We start from the raw sequence: 17592 nt of genomic DNA on the forward strand, positions 1-17592 counted from the left end.
TTATGCTTCGATTTCACCGCGCAAAATCGATTCATCTCTTTGCTATCACTTTACTTAGCTTTTTAAACAGCTCTCAGTTACAAGCAAATATCATTTTTTCGGAAGATTTTGAACAGCAAGCAGATTGGGTAGCGGGTTATCCGAATACAAATGGCGTTGGGCTACGACCACACGCCAACCCTGCACCGCCAAATTGGACCGTGATCCGCACCGATCCAGCCTACGCACCATCCATGGGCGATGCTGATCGTCATGAGTCGATTGAAATTGGTGCATTTGCCGAAAAAGCTCGCAGCGGCGAGCGCTCGGTGGTGTTTTATCGCGATGCTAAATCTGAGCCCAATTGGAAGTGGTGGTCCGATGGCATCTTGGCGAAAAAATTTGACCAAGAGTATAGCGAAGTCTACGCCGAGTTTTACATTAAATGGGCACCTAATAGCGATCACCCTAAAGCGTTAAGTAAGCTGTTTCGTATCCTTCACACTTGGGGTGAAGGTGGAGAAATATTCAAAGGCTTTCGTGATGGCTTTAACGGCCCCATTGCGGGTTGGAACTATGTTCACAACAACTACGGCTTACGTAATACCATTTGGATGCGCGGCTACCCGCCAGCAAACCACTACTACTTAGAAAGTAACCCCATTAAAGGGCTACCAAGGGAAATGCTCAGTGGCGACATGAGCTTAAACTTTGACAATAACATCACCGATTTAAACCAAGATCGCGTCACCGATAACCCCAATACCAAGCTGGTTGGCATGAAATCCGGGCTATTAATTCCACAGGGCGGGCAGCAAGGCATGATCCACCCGAGGGAATTCTTTGGTGATGAGAGTATCACTGGATGGCGCAAAATGGCCTTCTACGTGAAAATGAATTCCGCCCCCGGCGTTGCCGATGGCCATTATGAGCAATGGATTGATGATCAACTGGTGTTTGCTAATTACCAAATTGCTTGGGTGGGTGGCGACGCAGACAAGATGGTGGGCTGGAACGCCGTCAAACTGGGCGGTAACGACTACATAGATAAAAGCTTGCCCGATAGCCTGCGCTACGAAGACTGGTATGCCATGGACGATTTGGTGGTGATGGATGCTCATCCTCACACCCCATCCGCACCAAGCCAATTGAGTGTAACTCGACAGCCATAAGGATATGTTCATGCCAACTCATTGTATCTTGCGCCCCGTAGCGCTTATTAGCCTAAGCTTGGCCTTAATCGCTTGTGGTGGTAGTAGCGGCAGTGAAGCCTCACCAAACGATGGCGAAATCCAACCCAGCAACACACCTTCATTGGCACCAACAGTAGAGCCAACGGCGAAGCCCGATTTGTGCGAGGGATTATCCGAAGGTGAAAAGCAAAATCGTACTCGCTACCTAGCCCCTGTGGTGATTGCCCCTGAAATTTGCCAAAGCGAACAACAAAACAGGCAATGTGAGCAAAGCACGTTAACACCTTGGACTGGCAGTTTTGAGTACAGTCATTGCGAGCAACAGCCGGCCGATAATGCCAACTTACCCTTATGGCAAATTAGCGATATGCAATACCTTGGCGGCTTTCGTTTATCGGCGGGTCGGTTTGGCGACTCAGCTTACCCTAACTTGAACTACTCGCCAGCAGCGATTGCATTTAATCCCAACAATCAATCCCTGTTTGTGGTCGGTCATGACTATGAGCAAGGCATCGCCGAATTTGCCATCCCAGAGGTAGTAAACAGTCGCGACCCAGCGGAATTTAATATCGGCGATCAAGCATTGCAGAACTTCGCCCCCTTTCATAATACCGATCGTGTAGACACAGGGATTGATAACTGGTTTCGGGTCAATGGGTTGTATTTACTCGACGGTCAGCTCATCGTCAATTACATGAACTGGTACGATGCGGGCGGCGGCGAAACAGATACCTCGGTGCGCTTTGTCGATGCCAGCGATCTCGCCAACAGCGAAATGCACGGCCCCTATCAGCTTGATGGCGCTGCCCATGTCGCAGGCTGGATAACAGATGTGCCCGACAATTGGCAAGCTGACTTTGGCGGCACCCATATTTCAGGTCATGCCCACGGCTCTATTCATAGTCGTTTATCCACTGGCCCATCAGGTTTTATTTGGTCGCCCAGACAAACCATGCTGCAACAAACCAATGGCCCCGTTGCCACCAAAGCATTACTCGACTTCCCTCATCGCCGTGCACAAATGCTTTATGACAAGACCCTCTATGGTGATTTAAGCATCAGTGTGCAGGATGTTTTGTACAACACCGACAGGCAAAATCAACTGTGGACCGCACTCAGTGAAGCCGCTTTTGGTGTCATTATTCCCGGAACCAATACCTATCTCACCATAGGTAATTCAGGCGGCCATGAATCTGGCATCGGTTATAAAGCCACCCAAGATAATGGCAATTTATGCGGCGGACCTTGTAGTCTGGCCGCCGCTGACAACTACAGCTATTACTGGCTGTGGCGCGTCACCGATATGCTGAGAGTGAAAAACGGTGAAATAGAGCCTTGGGATGTGCGCCCATATGACTATGGCAAACTCGATAGCCTTGGTCTAATTAACCTAAAAGGCGGCGCTTATGATGCCAACACAGGCAAGCTTTATGTCGCCTTTAAAAATGCCGATACCCTGAACAATTATGCCCGTCCACCTCTGTTTCTTGTTTACCAACTTAACCAGCCTGGAGGCTAAATGAATCGACTACTTACCTTTTGCTTGCCTCTGGCATTATTAACACTCACCGCCTGTGGTGGTGGGTCTGATGGCAACGATGAAAAGACCGGAGAAACCACGCCTACGGTAACACCAACCGTAACACCAACCGTAACACCGACGGTAACTCCAACCGTAATACCGACGGTAACACCAACCGTAGCACCTACGGTAGCACCAACCGTAGCACCTACGGTAACACCAACCGTAACACCGACGGTAACTCCAACCGTAATACCGACGGTAACACCAACCGTAGCACCTACGGTAACTCCAACCGTAATACCGACGGTAACACCAACCGTAGCACCTACGGTAACACCAACCGTAGCACCTACGGTAACACCGACAGAGGTCCCAACGCAGGATCCAGATACGCCACCAGCGCTGACCGAACGCTACTTAATTGAATGGCAAACGCCAAACTCTCGCATTGATGGCAGCGTACTTTTGGCCAGTGATATCGCCAGCTACACCTTGCGCTGGACCAACAGCCAAACCCAAGCAACGGGTGAAGTGAGCATCTCGGGCGATCAAACCCAATGGCAAATAGAGCTGCCCAAAGGTGACTATCAATTTGAAATAGCTAGCCTTGATAGCAATGGCCGTATCAGCCAATTTGTCAGCGCCCAATAACGAGGTAAAGCGATGCGATATTTCATTAGTTGTTTGCTGCTCATCACCAGTCTAAGTGGTTGGGCTGCGCCAGCCCCTCATTTAGCCTTTAGTGATTTAGTTTCAGGGCCCAATGCAGGTTTAGGCGACGGTTTGGGAGAAGGGGCGATCGTGACGGTGTGGGGCTATCGTTTAGGCGATAATCAAGGCACCGTCTCGATCGTTGACCAACAAGGTCAATCTCACCCCGCCGCTCATATTTACTACTGGAAAAAAGCCGATGGTCAACTTCCCAGTGGCCCAGCCGATTTATGGACATCGCATCAACTGTATGAAGTCGCTTTTTCGATTCCCACGAGTGTAGGACTTGGTGAAGCAAGTATTCGCCTTGTTGATGAAGCGGGTATTAGCAGTGACAACACCCTGCCCTTTACCGTACGTGAAGGTAATATTTATCATGTAAAAGCAGGCGGTAACAACCAAAACAGCGGCAGCTTTGACGACCCGTTTCAAGTTATTAATGGTATGACCTATGGCGCGCGTGCGCCGGGTAATCGTTTATTACAAGCAGGTGATATCGCTTATTCCCACGGCGTGCAAGAAATTCAAGAGCAACACCCTCTTAGCGGCGGTCAGTCCCTTGGCGCAGGCCTTTGGTTAGTCGGCCTTGAAGGCACCCAAGAAAAACAAATCGCCATTGCTAGCTATCCCAACACCCAAGCTCTTGCATCGGGACCAATGAGAGGCGTTTATCCGTATTTAAGCCGCGGCATCGTTATTTCTAAGTACAAGGTGTTGGCAGGCGATCAAGTTGATATGGGCGAAGGAGCGCCTTATCAAACCGTGTCCAATCCGCAAAACTCCACCTCACAGCTATCAACCAACCAATGGGGCCGTGCGGTGGGTAACGCCATTGGTGAGCGTGATGGCATGTGTTCAAACGGTTGGTCGGGTGCCATTGTCGGCGGCGGCGCGAGCAACGATAACTTCAAAGCCTTTGGTAATCAAATCACCGACATTGGTTGCGATCAAACCTCGCATTTTCAGCACACCACCTATTTAACCATACGGACTCCAGCCGAGGGCAACGAGCCAATTACTGGCTGGGAATTTGGCTGGAACCACTTAAACGATAACAAGGCCAAATTTGGTCTGCATTTTTACGATCAACTGAACTATGGCTATGATCTCTGCCGCGGCTTTAAACCCGGCAGCGTACTAAAAGCCCATAACAACTACATCATTAATCAAAAAGGCTCAGGCATTAACATCCACACTTACAGTCGCACCTACACAGACAGCAACGGAGTACAACAGCGCCCTGCTTGTTGGGAAGTGGATGCGCAGGTGTATAACAATGTCATCATCAACGCAGGCCTTGGCCCAGTGGCCGAAGAAAACAATGGCACTTCTCCTTACGGCATCACCTTAGGCGGGGGTATCAAGGGGCATTTTGATGTCTACAACAACACCATTTATGATGTGTCCGATGAGTCCTCGCGCACCTATATTCGTGGTGGCAAACCTAGCCATGTTGAGCCTAAAGCCATCAGCATGGGCACCGACCAAGGCGCAACCTTTAGTGTCAGCAACAATGTTATCCGCGTCAGTCATCCCATGCCCTACCTCACTTACGGTAAACGCGGTGATGCGCCAAGCTGGATAAAAGTAAGCAACAACTTACTCTATAACACCACCAGCGACAGTTGGAGTGACAAAGATCGCGCCCACTTTACCGAGTGGCTAGATAGCAGCGATGAAATTGCCGATCCACAAATTGCCAGCTTAACCCCAGCCAGCCTAGAGCAAACCTCCCCCGCCCTCACTGGCGGCAGCGATAGCGTGGATCTCAGTCATGACTTTCTCGGTCAACCCGTTGGCTCACCAATACATCGCGGCGCATTTGCCTCGTTTGTGCTGGCGCAACCAAACCCACCTAAGCAAGTGAGGGTTACCAAGCTATAGAAGTAAATATGAGGTGGGAGCCTCAGTCATGGGGCTTAGCCAGTTATGATTATCAACTATTGCACCTCAGCCAAACGGAGTGCACGAACTTTTCTGGTATAACAGTAAGAACTACCTAGACTGATCAAAGCCACTTGAACCCTTACTTTCTTTATATTTATTTGACAAAGATATTCACAACAAGCTGGCGAACGATTAAAGTGGCATTTGAAATCCATGATTTAGTCTCAGTTGGTTAGCCTTAGGGAGTTGGAGCCTGCGTTTCGTAAAGTTGTAAACCGCCCCCTTAGCCTAAGAGTTACTTGACTACATTTATAGCCGCTTTATTGCCTGCACAATTTAATAACATGGCTATCACAAATAGGAGCGAATATGAGCATCGATAAAAGAATATTAGAACTTGGCTTAAACTTACCAACTGCCAGCGACCCGCAAGGAAGCTACTGTAATTGTGTACGTACAGGCAAGTTACTTTATGTTTCTGGTAAAGGCCCTGTAGCGGGATTAAGTGTTGTACCCAAAGGTAAGCTTGGCCAAGAATATACTGTTGAGCAAGGTTATGAATTTGCCAAAGCAACGGGTCTGGATATATTAGCCGCTGTAAAACTAGAATTAGGCTCGCTTGATAAAGTCAGTCGTGTGGTAAAACTGCAAGGTTTTGTCAACGCAACTCCAGACTTTGAACAACATCCAAAGGTACTCGATGGCTGCTCAGATTTAATGGCTAAGGTATTTGGTGAAAAGGGCGTTCATGCACGCTCTGTCTTTGGCGCAACTTCTGTCAGGGGCAACTTACCCATTATTATTGACTCTATTTTTGAGGTCACCGACTAGGCCGATAGAGTGTTAAGATTAAAAATGATTATTTGGCCGCTTTAGGAGCTTAGATGCTTACGCTGTAACCTCTGCTAGTGCCAGCCATACATCGCCAGCTCAATCTATACTGGGGTTTCATTTCAGTCACTAAACTGTGTAAAGTTAAGTCAAGCTAGTGGCATACTCATTTATCTCAGGCATAATCGACTCTTTTATTATTTAGTGATTATTAACGGATTTGATATGACCCCCATCACCAAACTAAGCCTCGTCATCTTATTTGGCGCATCCCTTGCTGCTTGCTCTGAGCAATCAGAAGTGCCTACCGACACAACGGCTAAAAGTGCCGAAGTAGCTGTGAGTGTCGAGCCAACTGTTGTGCCAACCGAAGCACCAGTAGCAAAAGAAGCAACACCAGAAGCTGCAACCGACAGCCACGAAGGTCATGCTCACAACGAAGCAACCGAGCTAACCTCGGCAGCCATAGCCACGGCCAATGACCCATTCCAGCAAGATGTCCATTACCGTGTGTTAGAAACAGCTATTCCAGCAGACACTAATCAAGTACACGAGTTCTTTTGGTACGGCTGTCCAGCTTGTAAGGCTACCGAACCATTAATGAATACCTTAAAGGCCAATGAAAAGTTAAAAGTGACGGCCAATGCTTCACTATTAAATGAAAAGTGGGTGTTTGATGCTGTGATCTTCCAAGCCTTTAAACACTTCGGTGTACTGGAAAAAGCTCACCCCGCCTATTTCGAAGCAAGACAAAACGGCACTGTTAAAGATCAAGCTAGCTTTGAAGCTTTTCTTGCTGAACAAGGTATTGATAAAGATAAGTTTGAAGCATTTAGTCAGTCTGAGGACCTGAAAAATGCACTCGATGCCTCTTTTGCCGTTGAAAGTAAACTACAGAGCACCGGTGTACCAACCTTGGTAGTAGGCGGTAAATATGTGCTACTCAACCGCGGCTTTAGTAGCGTAGGAGAAATGGAAAAAGCTATTGAATGGTTAAGCACTAAGTAATCGTTAGATAAGCCGCTTAATCTATTTACAATAAAATTAATATTGCATAAATATTAAACTGTGATCTACATCTAGTGAGGTAGATCACAGTTATTATAAGTTTTATTCATACTCACCATTAACAAAACCCTATTCTCTTATTTACCTTCCCCACCTAGACTGCTCTTCATCAACTGAAGCGGCAACTTGATTTGCCACAGCTCAGATTGACTAACAATAATAATATGAAGGTATACAATGAAAAAATTATCTCTTGCGATTACATTAGCGTTAACTTCTGGTGCAGCATTTGCCGGCAACACTTACTTCGGTGGCGGTGCAGGTATGGCGCAACACGAAGATACTTGTGATCAAGTTGGCGCAGCGTCATGTGATGACAAAGATAAAAGCTTTAATGCTTTTGGTGGTTACCAATTTAATGAACATTTTGCCCTAGAAGCTGGCTACAACCACTTAGGTAAAACAGAGCTTCCAGGCGAAGACAGTATTCTTCAAGGTATCAACACCTCTATTATCGGTCGCCTTCCCCTTTCTACTAATTTCTCTGTATTCGGTGAAGTTGGTGCATTTGGTTACCGCTCTGATTCTTTAGGTCACCGTGATGAAGGCCTGTCTCCACTAGGCGGCGTAGGTGCAACTTACCGCATCAACGACACTTTAGATCTGCAAGCGCGTTACCGCCGCATTGAAAACGTTGGCCGTTCACACAATGTGAAAACTGACGTAAATAACTTTGGTTTAGAGCTAGTAGCGCACATTGGCCGCGGTGCGGAGCAAGTGGTAGTGGAACCATTACCGATTGAGCCTGAGCCAATTGTGACTCCAGAGCCAACACCAGTATACGAAAACCGCGTAACGTCACTATCTGACGCAGTATTGTTTGGTTTTGATTCATACGCCCTGACCGATACAGCTAAAAAGCAACTAGATGAAGCGGTTGCCTTTTACAATGCCAATGACATTGCTGAAATACAATTAACAGGCGCTACCGATAAGTTAGGTAATAAAGAATACAACGAGCGTTTATCACAAGCCCGTGCTACCTCTGTACAATCTTACTTAGTACAAAAAGGCGTTAAAGCTGAGCATATCACCACTAATTGGCAAGGTGATACTCAAGCAACAGGTATGGCTGAAAGTGAACGTGCACAAGATCGTCATGTGACTATCGACATCACAGGCGAAACCCAAGTTGAAGTGAAATAACACTTAACTTGTTGTGAAATAATGAGGCCAGCAATTGGCCTCATTATGCTTACGGTCAGCACCAATGCAGTAAATGATTCCCCCGTTTCCACTTTACTGATATTTTATCGGCAAACGCACCAACTTTGCCGGAAATGATAGATAAACCTCTTACCCTTGAAAACCTCAATCAATCTAACTTAAATTTATTGATCAGCTTGGCAGTGTTGCTAGATGAAGCCCACGTTTCTCGTGCCGCTGAGCGATTAGGCATGACACAATCAGCCATTAGTCACGTACTCAACCGTGCCCGCGATTTATTTGATGATCCTTTACTGATAAAAGGCTCTCAAAATATGATTTTGACCAGCAGGGCACAGACTCTAAAAACCCAACTGAATGATTTTGTGCTAACCAGCAGCACCATTTTCAAAGGCAGTGAGTTCGATCCAAGTAAAATAAAGGGCGTGATTCGTTTCACCATGAATGATTTAGCAGCAAGCTTATGCATTGAAGAGATATTGACGCAAGTGGCCGAACGAGCCCCCTTTTTAGAATTAGAGTATGTGCGTCAAACCGATTCCGTATCCAGCCAACTTAATAGCGGTAAACTCGATTTAGCCATTGGGTCTTTTAAAAAGCTGCCAAAAAATGTCAGCAGCGTACATGTTGGTTTTGAGCGCTGGTCACTGCTAGTTGGGCAGCGTTACCATGACAATAATATTGAAACCTTGGCTGAATCTTTAACACTGCCCCAAGCAAAATATGCCGTGGCGGGTGAAGTAGACACGCAACTTGAACAGTTTTTGCTACAACACCAACTCAACATCAAACCCGGTTTTACCTCTGGCTCAATGGTGGTGTTGGCTGAAGCCATGAAAACCGGCTATTTGACCGCTATCGTGCCGCACACCTTAGCCCATGCGTTAGCGGATAATGAAAGCCTGACTCAATTTGACATACCCGAGCTCAGTGATACCGAAACCATGATGGTTTGGCCTGAAGACTTAAACCATCAAGCACTGCATGTTTGGATTAGAGAGCTGATCATGACAGCCTACCAAAACAATGTCTTATGCAGTAAGGAGGCTGACCATGCTGAGCTCTGATCTACTTTTTTTACAACAGACCGATGTCAATTTATTAGTCGCCTTAGCAGCCTTATTGGATGAGAAGCAAGTTGGTAAAGCCGCTGATCGATTAAATCTGACCCAACCGGCCATGAGCCAACGCTTAGCCAAGTTGCGACTACTACTAGACGATCCAATTTTAGTCCGCGCGCAAGGTGGATTTGCGCTAACAGATAAAGCCAAAGGCCTACAACCCCATTTAACGAAAAGCTTATTGTTAGCTCAGAATATTTTGCAACCTGCCACGTTTGATCCAGCCACTACCCAAGGCATGATCCGTTTTACCACCATGGATTTTGCTGCCACAAGGCTAACGCAGTCACTCTTTGATAGTTTGCTAGAATTCGCGCCAAACATTGAACTTGAGTTTGTTCGCAGACCAAAAAACATTTTTGAAAAGCTCGAAAATGGTGAGCTCGATCTCGCCTTAGGTGGCATGGTCGATGCGCCGCCAAACATACACGCGCGCCATATAAGTAATGACTGCTATCGCTTTGTCGTCGCGAAGCATCATCCACTCGCTGCGAAAAATAAAATAACTCTCGCAGACACCGCTAATTATAGCCACATTCGCTACACCCCTACCGGTGCGGTGGAGCCTATGGTTGATGCGCTGTATAAAAAGCACAAACTGCAACGCCGAGTGACCTTTCATTCCAGCTCGATGGTGGTATTACTTGAAGGGCTAAAAGCGGGTAAGCATATCGCGGTACTGCCTTGGCAACTCACTCAAGCAGAGGTGCATAAGCTCAACATGGTGCCACTGGATGTGCCTTGCATTGAACCTGTCGATCTAATGCTTTATTGGCATGCCCGCTCCCACAAAGATCCCTTACACATCTGGTTTCGACAGCTTTGGTTAGAACTACTCAAAACCTCGATAAATGATATCGAAGCAGCGAATACTAGGTATAAAAAAACCAGCAATTAAGCTGGTTTTTATTTGCTCAGAGATACTTATTAAAAAATTATATCTTTAAGCGCTTGATCTTTACGATCCAGATAATGTGTCGAACGAATACGACGAACAGTTCTTGATTTACCGCGTATAAGAAGCGTTTCAGTCGTCGCTAAACGCCCATTAATGGCAACGCCTTCCAACAAGTCACCTTTGGTGATACCGGTGGCAGAAAAGATAACGTTGTCGTTCTGCGCTAACATTTCAAGAGTAAGTACTTCTTTTACCTTAATACCGAGTGCTTCACAACGTGCCACTTCCTCTTCACCAATGCGAATATTTTCTTCCGTTGGCTCTTTCACCAATGGACGAGGTAGTAAGCGCGCTTGCATGTTGCCATCTAATGCTCGAACAACAGCTGCAGAGATAACACCTTCTGGCGCACCGCCAATACAGTAAAGTAAGTCCACTTCGCTGTCTGGCATACACGCCATCACCGACGCCGCTACGTCACCATCAGGAATAGCGAAAACACGCACGCCTAAACCTTGCATTTCTTTAATCGCTTTATCATGACGCGGTTTTGCCAATGTTGCACAAGTCAGCTTATCTAGTGGCTTGCCTAACGCGAATGCAATGGCTTTTAAATTCTGTTCAAGAGAGCGGTTTAAATCGATAGCATCCTTTGCATCAGGGCCAACAATTAACTTTTCCATGTACATGTCTGGTGCTTTAAGGAACATGCCTTTTTCAGCAACAGCAATAACAGCAACCGCATTTGACTGCCCCATAGCCGTCATACGCGTACCTTCAATAGGGTCTACCGCGATATCAACCGCATCACCAGCGCCGCTACCGACATGCTCACCAATGTACAGCATAGGAGCATCATCAATTTCACCTTCACCAATTACGATTTCGCCATCGATATCTATTTGGTTAAGGATATGACGCATTGCTTCTACCGCTGCGCCATCTGCTATATTTTTATCGCCCCGACCAACCCACTTATATGCAGCCAATGCTGCTGCTTCTGTGACTCGGGAAATCTCGATCGCTAACTCACGTCTCATCTTTCGCTACTCCAAGTTGCCGCGGTCGCGGATCTTAGCACAAAACGACCTTATAACGGCATAGTATTAGCTGCTATATATACGAGAATAAGTCTATTTATCTTATTAAATCGTATAACAACTAGATTAATCTGTTTTAACAGGCGTATCTTATACTTAAATGACTGTAATATGATCGTTTCGCAATAAATTATTGCTTACTTAGCAAAGTAATCAATAACATCGTCTAACGAGTATCAGGTTTCTCAAGTACACAAAAATGATTAAACAAAAGGAACTAACATGGCTGCCTTACAACAAATGATTTCTGCTGACCAAGCATTACCTGGTCGTGAACAGGCCATTCACATCCCTACTGAACACTTTGTTTTTAATACACAAATGGAAAGTGTAGCAGGTTTAAAAAAAGTCTGGTTTGGCATGGGCTGTTTCTGGGGGGCTGAGCGTTTATTTTGGCAACAAGCAGGCGTTAAGTTCACCAGTGTTGGCTATGGCGGCGGCTTTACCCCTAACCCAAGCTATGAAGAAGTTTGCTCAGGCATGACCGGACACACTGAAATAGTGGAAGTCATATACGATCCAAGTGAAATAAGTTTATATCAACTATTAACGCTGTTTTGGGAACAACATAACCCAACCCAAGGCATGCGCCAAGGTAACGACATAGGCAGCCAATACCGCAGTGCTATTTATTGTGATAATGAAGACGATTTAAGCTTAGCCATGCAAAGCCAAGCTTTGTTTCAACAAGCGTTGCAAGCTAAGGGAATCGACTCAAGCATCACCACTGAAATTTTACCTTTAACGCAGTTTTACTATGCAGAACAATATCATCAGCAATATTTAGCCAAAAACCCCAATGGCTATTGTGGCTTAGGCGCGAATGGCGTGTGCTTACCACCGCAGCCTTAGAGGTTTAATAAGCGTGCTCAAAACCAGGCTAATTAGCCTGGTTTTATACCCAATCAACTTGAAGATGCATGTTTCAGAGCGCCACCGTGTTTTCAATACTAGGCACGCTAATGCAGGAATGTAGGCACCTTTCAATTTAGCGTAACAACGTAGTGGAAACACGGCGGCGCTCCCAAAGGGCAAGTTTTACACGCGTTTATGCTGTGTTATTGATTTTGATAAGGGGAAGCCATTACCTGCAATCAATGCCTTGCCTAAACGCGTGTAAAATCTTGCTGAAATCAAGCATCTCCAGGTTGATTGGGTATATATCGCAATGGCAGATATGGCTTTTAATTACTTGTTTGTGTTCCCCAAGTGCCCTTCACCTTGTTGTAACGGCTGCGCCAATGCGCTATTGGCTACTTGTTTGTTAAACGTTTAATCAAAACCGACGTATCGCTGCGGCCTTCACCTTGTTGTTGTAACTCACCATAGTAGCTATCAACTAATTCCGTGACCGGTAGCTGCGCCCCATTTTGCTGCGCTTCTGCTAAGCAAAAACCTAAGTCCTTACGCATCCAGTCAATGGCAAAACCAAAATCAAACTTGTTCTGAGCCATGGTGCTAGCGCGATTTTCCATCTGCCAAGATTGTGCCGCACCATGTTTGATCACGTCGATTACTTGTTCAACGTCTAGCCCGGCCTGCTGCGCAAAATGAATACCTTCAGATAAGCCCTGCAACAAGCCTGCAATGCAAATTTGATTAACCATTTTGCATTTTTGCCCCGCGCCATGGCCTCCCAACAACGCCGCACTTTTGCTATAAATAGCCAATATCGATTTCGCGAAATCAAAATCCCTTTGCTCACCGCCACACATTATGGTTAAACAAGCATTCTCTGCCCCCGCCTGACCACCAGAAACCGGCGCATCTAAAAAGCGTTTAGCTTGCTCGTGACATGCCGTAGCCAATTCGATGGCCAATGCTGCAGAAGTGGTCGTGTGATCCACCAGCAAAGCACCAGCCTTCATGCCCGCTAAAACCCCCTCTTCACCGTATACCACCGCGCGAACATCTTGGTCATTACCTACACACATCAATACAATATCGGCATCAACCACAGCTTGTGCAGGCGTGACGGCAAAGTCACCTTGGTATTGCGCCGCCCATGCCTCGGCTTTGCTGGTGGTGCGATTATAAACCGTGACTTGATGGCCCGCTTGCTGTAAATGCCCTGCCATTGGGTAACCCATTACGCCTAAACCAATAAATGCTAATTTCATTGCCGTCCCTCTGCTTTAGTTTGATGCTAATGACTATAACGTGAATACCAAAGATCAGACGAAAAAAAATGCACATTTACTAAGCCAAAGGTAATACAATGTAAAAAACTGTATTACATTTATCAAACTATGACTTGGCAGCCCAAACTCAACTCCAACAAACTCGGCTACAAAACCTTAGCGGCAGCGCTGATCCAAGACATCAGCCAAGGCTTATTAGCAGCAGGTACACCATTACCGACGATCCGCACACTAGCAAAGCAGTTACAATTAACTCCAACAACAGTAAGCCGCGCTTATCGCTCCGCCGAACAGCAAGGTTATTTAGTATCACGAGTGGGTAAAGGGACTTTTGTTGCGGGAACGCAAGATCTCAACGCCGTCATTCAAGCCGGGCAAAGCCTTTGCAACTTATCAATTATTCAACCCTTAGTTGAGCTAGTACAACCCGAATTTGATCTCGCCATGGCTAGCTTTAGTGATCACAACATGCCAAGCACAGTGCTGACTTACCCCGATGAACACAGCCTTTTGCCTTACCAACACATAGCCTGTCAATGGCTTCAAAGTTTAGGCATTCAAGCATATAACCCCGCGCAGTTAGTGTTCACTCACGGTGCACAACATGCCCTGTATTTATTGATTGAAAGCCTCACTGAAGTGGGTGACAAAATTGCGCTAGAGCAATGGGTGTATCCTGGCGCGCTCACAATATGCCAACAACTAGGCCGCCAAGCAGTTGCGATTAAGTTAGATGAACATGGCATGTGCCCTGACAGCTTAGCGCAGGCCTGTGATAGTCATAATATTAAGCTGGTGCTGGTAGTGGCAAGCTATCAAAACCCCACCGCCGCAGTGATGCCAAACAAACGCAGAAAAGCCATTGCTAAGGTGGTAAAGCAATATCGATTATGGCTGGTGGACGACGATATTTATGGCTTTCTTAATCAAGGTAAATATCAAGCACTGTATAACCTAGTTCCTGAGCGTTGTTTTTCCGTTGCCAGCTTATCAAAAGCAGTGCTGCCCGGATTACGCATTGGTTTTATTTACGGCCCAAGCCGCTTTACCAGCCAACTTAACAGCCATATTCGCGCCAACATTTGGATGTGTAATGGTATATCGCTAGCGATCATGACCCGTCTTTGGCAGCAAAATTTACTTGCCAAAATGATGCTAAAGCAAATAGCAGAGGCGCAGCAACGGCAAAAAATTATGCGTGAAGTGTTAGGCAATTGGCAGATTGATAGCCAACTTAACAGTTTTCATTGTTGGTTACATTTACCCAGCCCTTGGAGCAGTGAACGCTTTCGCCAAGCAGCTAAAAGCCAAGGCGTGATAGTCAGTAGCGCACCTTATTTTTGCGTTAATAAACAACATCCACCCGCAGCTGTCAGGTTGTCTTTAATGGCGCCAACAAGTCAAAAAGTATTACGCCAAGGGCTAATCGTTCTGAGTGAATTGCTAAAAAACAACGACATATATTAAGCATGTTCGCAGAACAAGTTCTGCTCCTTGTATGCTGAGCGAGTTGATTGGTGTTTTTTGTAGGACATGAGCTTGCTCAGGGAATTTGTGATGTTCGCTGAGCAAGCTCATCTCCTACAGCGCTATCTAACTCAAAGCTCTAGCTATACCTTGCTGTCGGTACTGTGAAAAATCTTATCTGCTGATGCCTCAACAAAACCTTGATATAACTCGCCACTGGGTAGCTCATAACGCTGAGCAAACTCATAAAAACAACTTGGAATTAAGTGGGTTTCATCTAAAAAATCAACCTCTGCTTTATCTGCTAACGTCGATGACTGGGCTAAATAGACATCAGGCCCACCTTTGATTTCCCCGCCGACGGTATTAAGAGTAAACCCAGCTTGGTGTAAAGTTTGATTCACTTGGGCAAGATCGCTAAAACCAGTTAGTTGGTTCACGTTTACCGTAAAATGATTCGCACGATAACCCCATGCGGCTAACCAAGCTGCGTATTCACTTTCTTCAAGTAAAGCTTGGTAGCAATGATATTGCGTACGCCATTGTGCGCCACTATAGAGCATTTCAGGTGTACCTAATAAGTTACTATCAAGTTGCGCCACTAAATCTCGTATAATGGCTTGAGCACAATCAGAAAACGCTGACGTTTTAAGTTCACTAATGAAAATTAAAGGCGCGCTGGGATCTGGATGAGCAAAATACTGAGCATGAAGTTTCTTACTGGTAAATTCGTATTCGGCTTGACCTTGATAGCCTAGCTCAAGCCAAGGTTTTGCTAACACATTTAAATTTACCGCGGGCAAATCAAAGGTGCGCAGCGCAATATGATCATTTTGAATCGGTTGCCCAGAGCCCAGTAGTTGATGAATTTTACCGGCACTAGGGGTAACAGCCACAAACTGCTGCCATAAATGTTCGAGTAACTGCGTTAATGCCTTATCCATAAATCCTTCCCCACAGCAGAAGTAACCAAAAAAAAGCAGCCTAGACTAAGGCTGCGATGCTCAAACGCTGAGTCCGGGCGCTAAGGAGGTGGGAAGACTGAGTTCATCAGCTTCAACCGACGCCACAGGATAGGAGCAATAATCGGCGGCATAATAAGCGCTCGCTCTATGGTTACCACTGGCGCCAATACCACCAAATGGCGCGGCACTGCTGGCTCCCGTTAACGGCTTATTCCAATTCACTATCCCTGCTCGAATTTTACTAAAAAAGGTCTGATACAAGGATTCGTCATCTGCGAATAACCCAGCAGACAAGCCAAATCGAGTTTGGTTTGCAAGGGCTATCGCTTGCTCGAAATCTTGGTAACGTACTACTTGTAACAAAGGACCAAAATATTCTTCATCCGGCAACGATGCAATGCCACTCACTTCTATTAGACCCGCGCTAAGCAATCCAGTTCCCTTTTTCAATAGCGTCATCGGCACTAATTTTTTACCACCCAGCTCAACCAATGCCTGTTGCGCTGATAACAGATTTTGCGCCGCTTGAGCTGAAATAACCGCCCCCATAAAAGGTTGTGGCTGAGCATCATATTCACCTACTTTTATTGCTTTAACAGCTTTGATTAAGGCTTTTAATAGCTCATCCCCTTGCTCATTATTTGGAATATATAAGCGCCGTGCACAGGTACAACGCTGACCTGCGGTTAAATAAGCGCTTTGAATAATGTTATAAACCGCTGCCGCTTGGTTTTTCACATTGGCAACAATAAGCGGGTTATTACCGCCCATCTCTAACGCCAGTATTTTTTCAGGTTGCCCTGAAAACTGTTGATGCAATAAATGACCTGTGCGACTGCTCCCAGTAAAAAATAAGCCATCAAGGTTTGGGTGAGCCGCTAAAGCTTGCCCTGTACTTATTTCGCCTTGAATTAAATTAATTACACCTTCGGGAAGACCTGCTTGCAACCATAGGCCTAAGGTAATTTCAGCCGTTTTCGGTGTTAATTCAGAAGGTTTAAACACCACTGTGTTACCAGCTAACAAAGCAGGAACGATATGGCCATTTGGTAAATGTCCGGGGAAGTTATAGGGGCCAAACACCGCTACAACCCCATGAGGTCTGTGGCGTACAACAGCTCTGGCGCCTGGCATGTCGTTTTCTACTTCACCGGAGCGCGCTTTAAACGCTTTTATAGAAATCGCAATTTTACCTATCATCGCTGCCACTTCGGTTTCGCTTTCCCATAGAGGCTTACCGGTTTCCTTAGCAATAACCTGTGCGAGCATGTCTTTGGCGTTGGTGAGTTTTTTTGAAAATTGAGTCAGTAGTGCTTCACGCTCGGTAATACTGGTTTGTGACCAGTTAGCAAAAGCACCACGAGCGGCTTGTACAGCTTGATTAACCTGCTCAGGATCGGCAGATAAATCTTGCCAGCAGATATCATTATTGGCGGGGTTTACGGAGACTATCGGTTCACCACGCCCTTCGAGCCAGATTCCATTGATTAAATGCATCATGCCTCCTTGTTGATTTAAGAACACTTATCCATATTGGAC

The 17592-nt window shown here is 46.1% G+C and carries 15 protein-coding genes; 11 read left to right on the forward strand and 4 right to left on the reverse strand.

Translation table 11 applies throughout. From position 1 onward, the window contains the following. Window positions 1-2: 2 nt before the first annotated feature. From K1M91_RS01850 to K1M91_RS01890, 9 genes are all read left to right on the forward strand, one after another. Window positions 3-1151 carry a hypothetical protein gene (locus K1M91_RS01850; protein WP_232799857.1) on the forward strand — a complete coding sequence of 383 codons (1149 nt, stop codon included), beginning with the start codon at window positions 3-5 and terminating at the stop codon, window positions 1149-1151. Between the two features lie 10 nt (window positions 1152-1161). Further along, window positions 1162-2691 carry a hypothetical protein gene (locus tag K1M91_RS01855; protein ID WP_232799858.1) on the forward strand — a complete coding sequence of 510 codons (1530 nt, stop codon included), beginning with the start codon at window positions 1162-1164 and terminating at the stop codon, window positions 2689-2691. Next, complete coding sequence (locus K1M91_RS01860; RefSeq protein ID WP_232799859.1) at window positions 2692-3348, forward strand: hypothetical protein; 657 nt, start codon at window positions 2692-2694, stop codon at window positions 3346-3348. 12 nt (window positions 3349-3360) lie between these two features. Then, complete coding sequence (locus K1M91_RS01865) at window positions 3361-5292, forward strand: hypothetical protein (protein ID WP_232799860.1); 1932 nt, start codon at window positions 3361-3363, stop codon at window positions 5290-5292. 372 nt (window positions 5293-5664) lie between these two features. After that, window positions 5665-6126, forward strand: coding sequence for a RidA family protein (locus K1M91_RS01870; protein WP_232799861.1), 462 nt, complete (start codon window positions 5665-5667; stop codon window positions 6124-6126). A 225-nt stretch (window positions 6127-6351) separates the two neighbouring features. After that, window positions 6352-7134: a thiol:disulfide interchange protein DsbA/DsbL gene (locus K1M91_RS01875; RefSeq protein ID WP_232799862.1), complete on the forward strand. Its 783-nt coding sequence runs from the start codon at window positions 6352-6354 to the stop codon at window positions 7132-7134. 237 nt (window positions 7135-7371) lie between these two features. Next, window positions 7372-8340 (forward strand): OmpA family protein, encoded by a 969-nt coding sequence (locus K1M91_RS01880; protein WP_232799863.1) that lies wholly within the window; start codon window positions 7372-7374, stop codon window positions 8338-8340. 134 nt (window positions 8341-8474) lie between these two features. After that, a complete protein-coding gene (locus K1M91_RS01885; RefSeq protein WP_232799864.1) occupies window positions 8475-9428 on the forward strand; it encodes a LysR family transcriptional regulator in 954 nt (317 codons plus the stop codon). Further along, window positions 9415-10380 carry a LysR family transcriptional regulator gene (locus K1M91_RS01890; protein ID WP_232799865.1) on the forward strand — a complete coding sequence of 322 codons (966 nt, stop codon included), beginning with the start codon at window positions 9415-9417 and terminating at the stop codon, window positions 10378-10380. Before K1M91_RS01885 ends, K1M91_RS01890 begins: the two co-directional genes overlap by 14 nt. 29 nt (window positions 10381-10409) lie before the next feature. Here K1M91_RS01890 and glpX read toward each other — a convergent pair whose 3' ends face one another. Then, window positions 10410-11420, reverse strand: coding sequence for a class II fructose-bisphosphatase (gene glpX, locus K1M91_RS01895; protein WP_232799866.1), 1011 nt, complete (start codon window positions 11418-11420; stop codon window positions 10410-10412). Window positions 11421-11702: 282 nt separating this feature from the next. Here glpX and msrA point away from each other — a divergent pair, with 282 nt between their 5' ends. Further along, a complete protein-coding gene (gene msrA, locus K1M91_RS01900) occupies window positions 11703-12332 on the forward strand; it encodes a peptide-methionine (S)-S-oxide reductase MsrA (RefSeq protein WP_232799867.1) in 630 nt (209 codons plus the stop codon). A gap of 401 nt (window positions 12333-12733) precedes the next feature. On the opposite strand, the gene K1M91_RS01905 is transcribed toward msrA, so the two are convergent. Then, window positions 12734-13600, reverse strand: a complete 867-nt coding sequence (locus tag K1M91_RS01905) for an NAD(P)-dependent oxidoreductase (protein ID WP_232799868.1) — start codon at window positions 13598-13600, stop codon at window positions 12734-12736. A 129-nt stretch (window positions 13601-13729) separates the two neighbouring features. Here K1M91_RS01905 and K1M91_RS01910 point away from each other — a divergent pair, with 129 nt between their 5' ends. Next, entirely contained in the window at window positions 13730-15088 is a 1359-nt protein-coding gene (locus K1M91_RS01910) for a PLP-dependent aminotransferase family protein (RefSeq protein WP_232799869.1), read from the forward strand. A 143-nt stretch (window positions 15089-15231) separates the two neighbouring features. On the opposite strand, the gene K1M91_RS01915 is transcribed toward K1M91_RS01910, so the two are convergent. Together K1M91_RS01915 and astD are read right to left on the reverse strand one after the other, a co-directional pair. Further along, the gene (locus tag K1M91_RS01915; RefSeq protein ID WP_232799870.1) at window positions 15232-16032 is read right to left on the reverse strand and encodes a DUF1338 domain-containing protein; all 801 of its coding nucleotides are present in this window, start codon (window positions 16030-16032) and stop codon (window positions 15232-15234) included. Window positions 16033-16092: 60 nt separating this feature from the next. Then, entirely contained in the window at window positions 16093-17553 is a 1461-nt protein-coding gene (gene astD / locus K1M91_RS01920; protein WP_232799871.1) for a succinylglutamate-semialdehyde dehydrogenase, read from the reverse strand. Between the last annotated feature and the right edge of the window lie 39 nt (window positions 17554-17592).

The sequence above is a fragment of the Motilimonas sp. E26 genome (assembly GCF_021278025.1).
Lineage (GTDB): Bacteria > Pseudomonadota > Gammaproteobacteria > Enterobacterales > CBDFNC01 > Motilimonas.

What these genes read in the sequence shown, in the direction of transcription:
- K1M91_RS01850 (WP_232799857.1), top strand. Translation starts at nt 3, where the DNA reads ATGCTTCGATTTCACCGCGCAAAATCGATTCATCTCTTTGCTATCACT.
- K1M91_RS01855 (WP_232799858.1), top strand. Translation starts at nt 1,162, where the DNA reads ATGCCAACTCATTGTATCTTGCGCCCCGTAGCGCTTATTAGCCTAAGC.
- K1M91_RS01860 (WP_232799859.1), top strand. Translation starts at nt 2,692, where the DNA reads ATGAATCGACTACTTACCTTTTGCTTGCCTCTGGCATTATTAACACTC.
- K1M91_RS01865 (WP_232799860.1), top strand. Translation starts at nt 3,361, where the DNA reads ATGCGATATTTCATTAGTTGTTTGCTGCTCATCACCAGTCTAAGTGGT.
- K1M91_RS01870 (WP_232799861.1), top strand. Translation starts at nt 5,665, where the DNA reads ATGAGCATCGATAAAAGAATATTAGAACTTGGCTTAAACTTACCAACT.
- K1M91_RS01875 (WP_232799862.1), top strand. Translation starts at nt 6,352, where the DNA reads ATGACCCCCATCACCAAACTAAGCCTCGTCATCTTATTTGGCGCATCC.
- K1M91_RS01880 (WP_232799863.1), top strand. Translation starts at nt 7,372, where the DNA reads ATGAAAAAATTATCTCTTGCGATTACATTAGCGTTAACTTCTGGTGCA.
- K1M91_RS01885 (WP_232799864.1), top strand. Translation starts at nt 8,475, where the DNA reads ATGATAGATAAACCTCTTACCCTTGAAAACCTCAATCAATCTAACTTA.
- K1M91_RS01890 (WP_232799865.1), top strand. Translation starts at nt 9,415, where the DNA reads ATGCTGAGCTCTGATCTACTTTTTTTACAACAGACCGATGTCAATTTA.
- glpX (WP_232799866.1), bottom strand. Translation starts at nt 11,420, where the DNA reads ATGAGACGTGAGTTAGCGATCGAGATTTCCCGAGTCACAGAAGCAGCA.
- msrA (WP_232799867.1), top strand. Translation starts at nt 11,703, where the DNA reads ATGGCTGCCTTACAACAAATGATTTCTGCTGACCAAGCATTACCTGGT.
- K1M91_RS01905 (WP_232799868.1), bottom strand. Translation starts at nt 13,600, where the DNA reads ATGAAATTAGCATTTATTGGTTTAGGCGTAATGGGTTACCCAATGGCA.
- K1M91_RS01910 (WP_232799869.1), top strand. Translation starts at nt 13,730, where the DNA reads ATGACTTGGCAGCCCAAACTCAACTCCAACAAACTCGGCTACAAAACC.
- K1M91_RS01915 (WP_232799870.1), bottom strand. Translation starts at nt 16,032, where the DNA reads ATGGATAAGGCATTAACGCAGTTACTCGAACATTTATGGCAGCAGTTT.
- astD (WP_232799871.1), bottom strand. Translation starts at nt 17,553, where the DNA reads ATGATGCATTTAATCAATGGAATCTGGCTCGAAGGGCGTGGTGAACCG.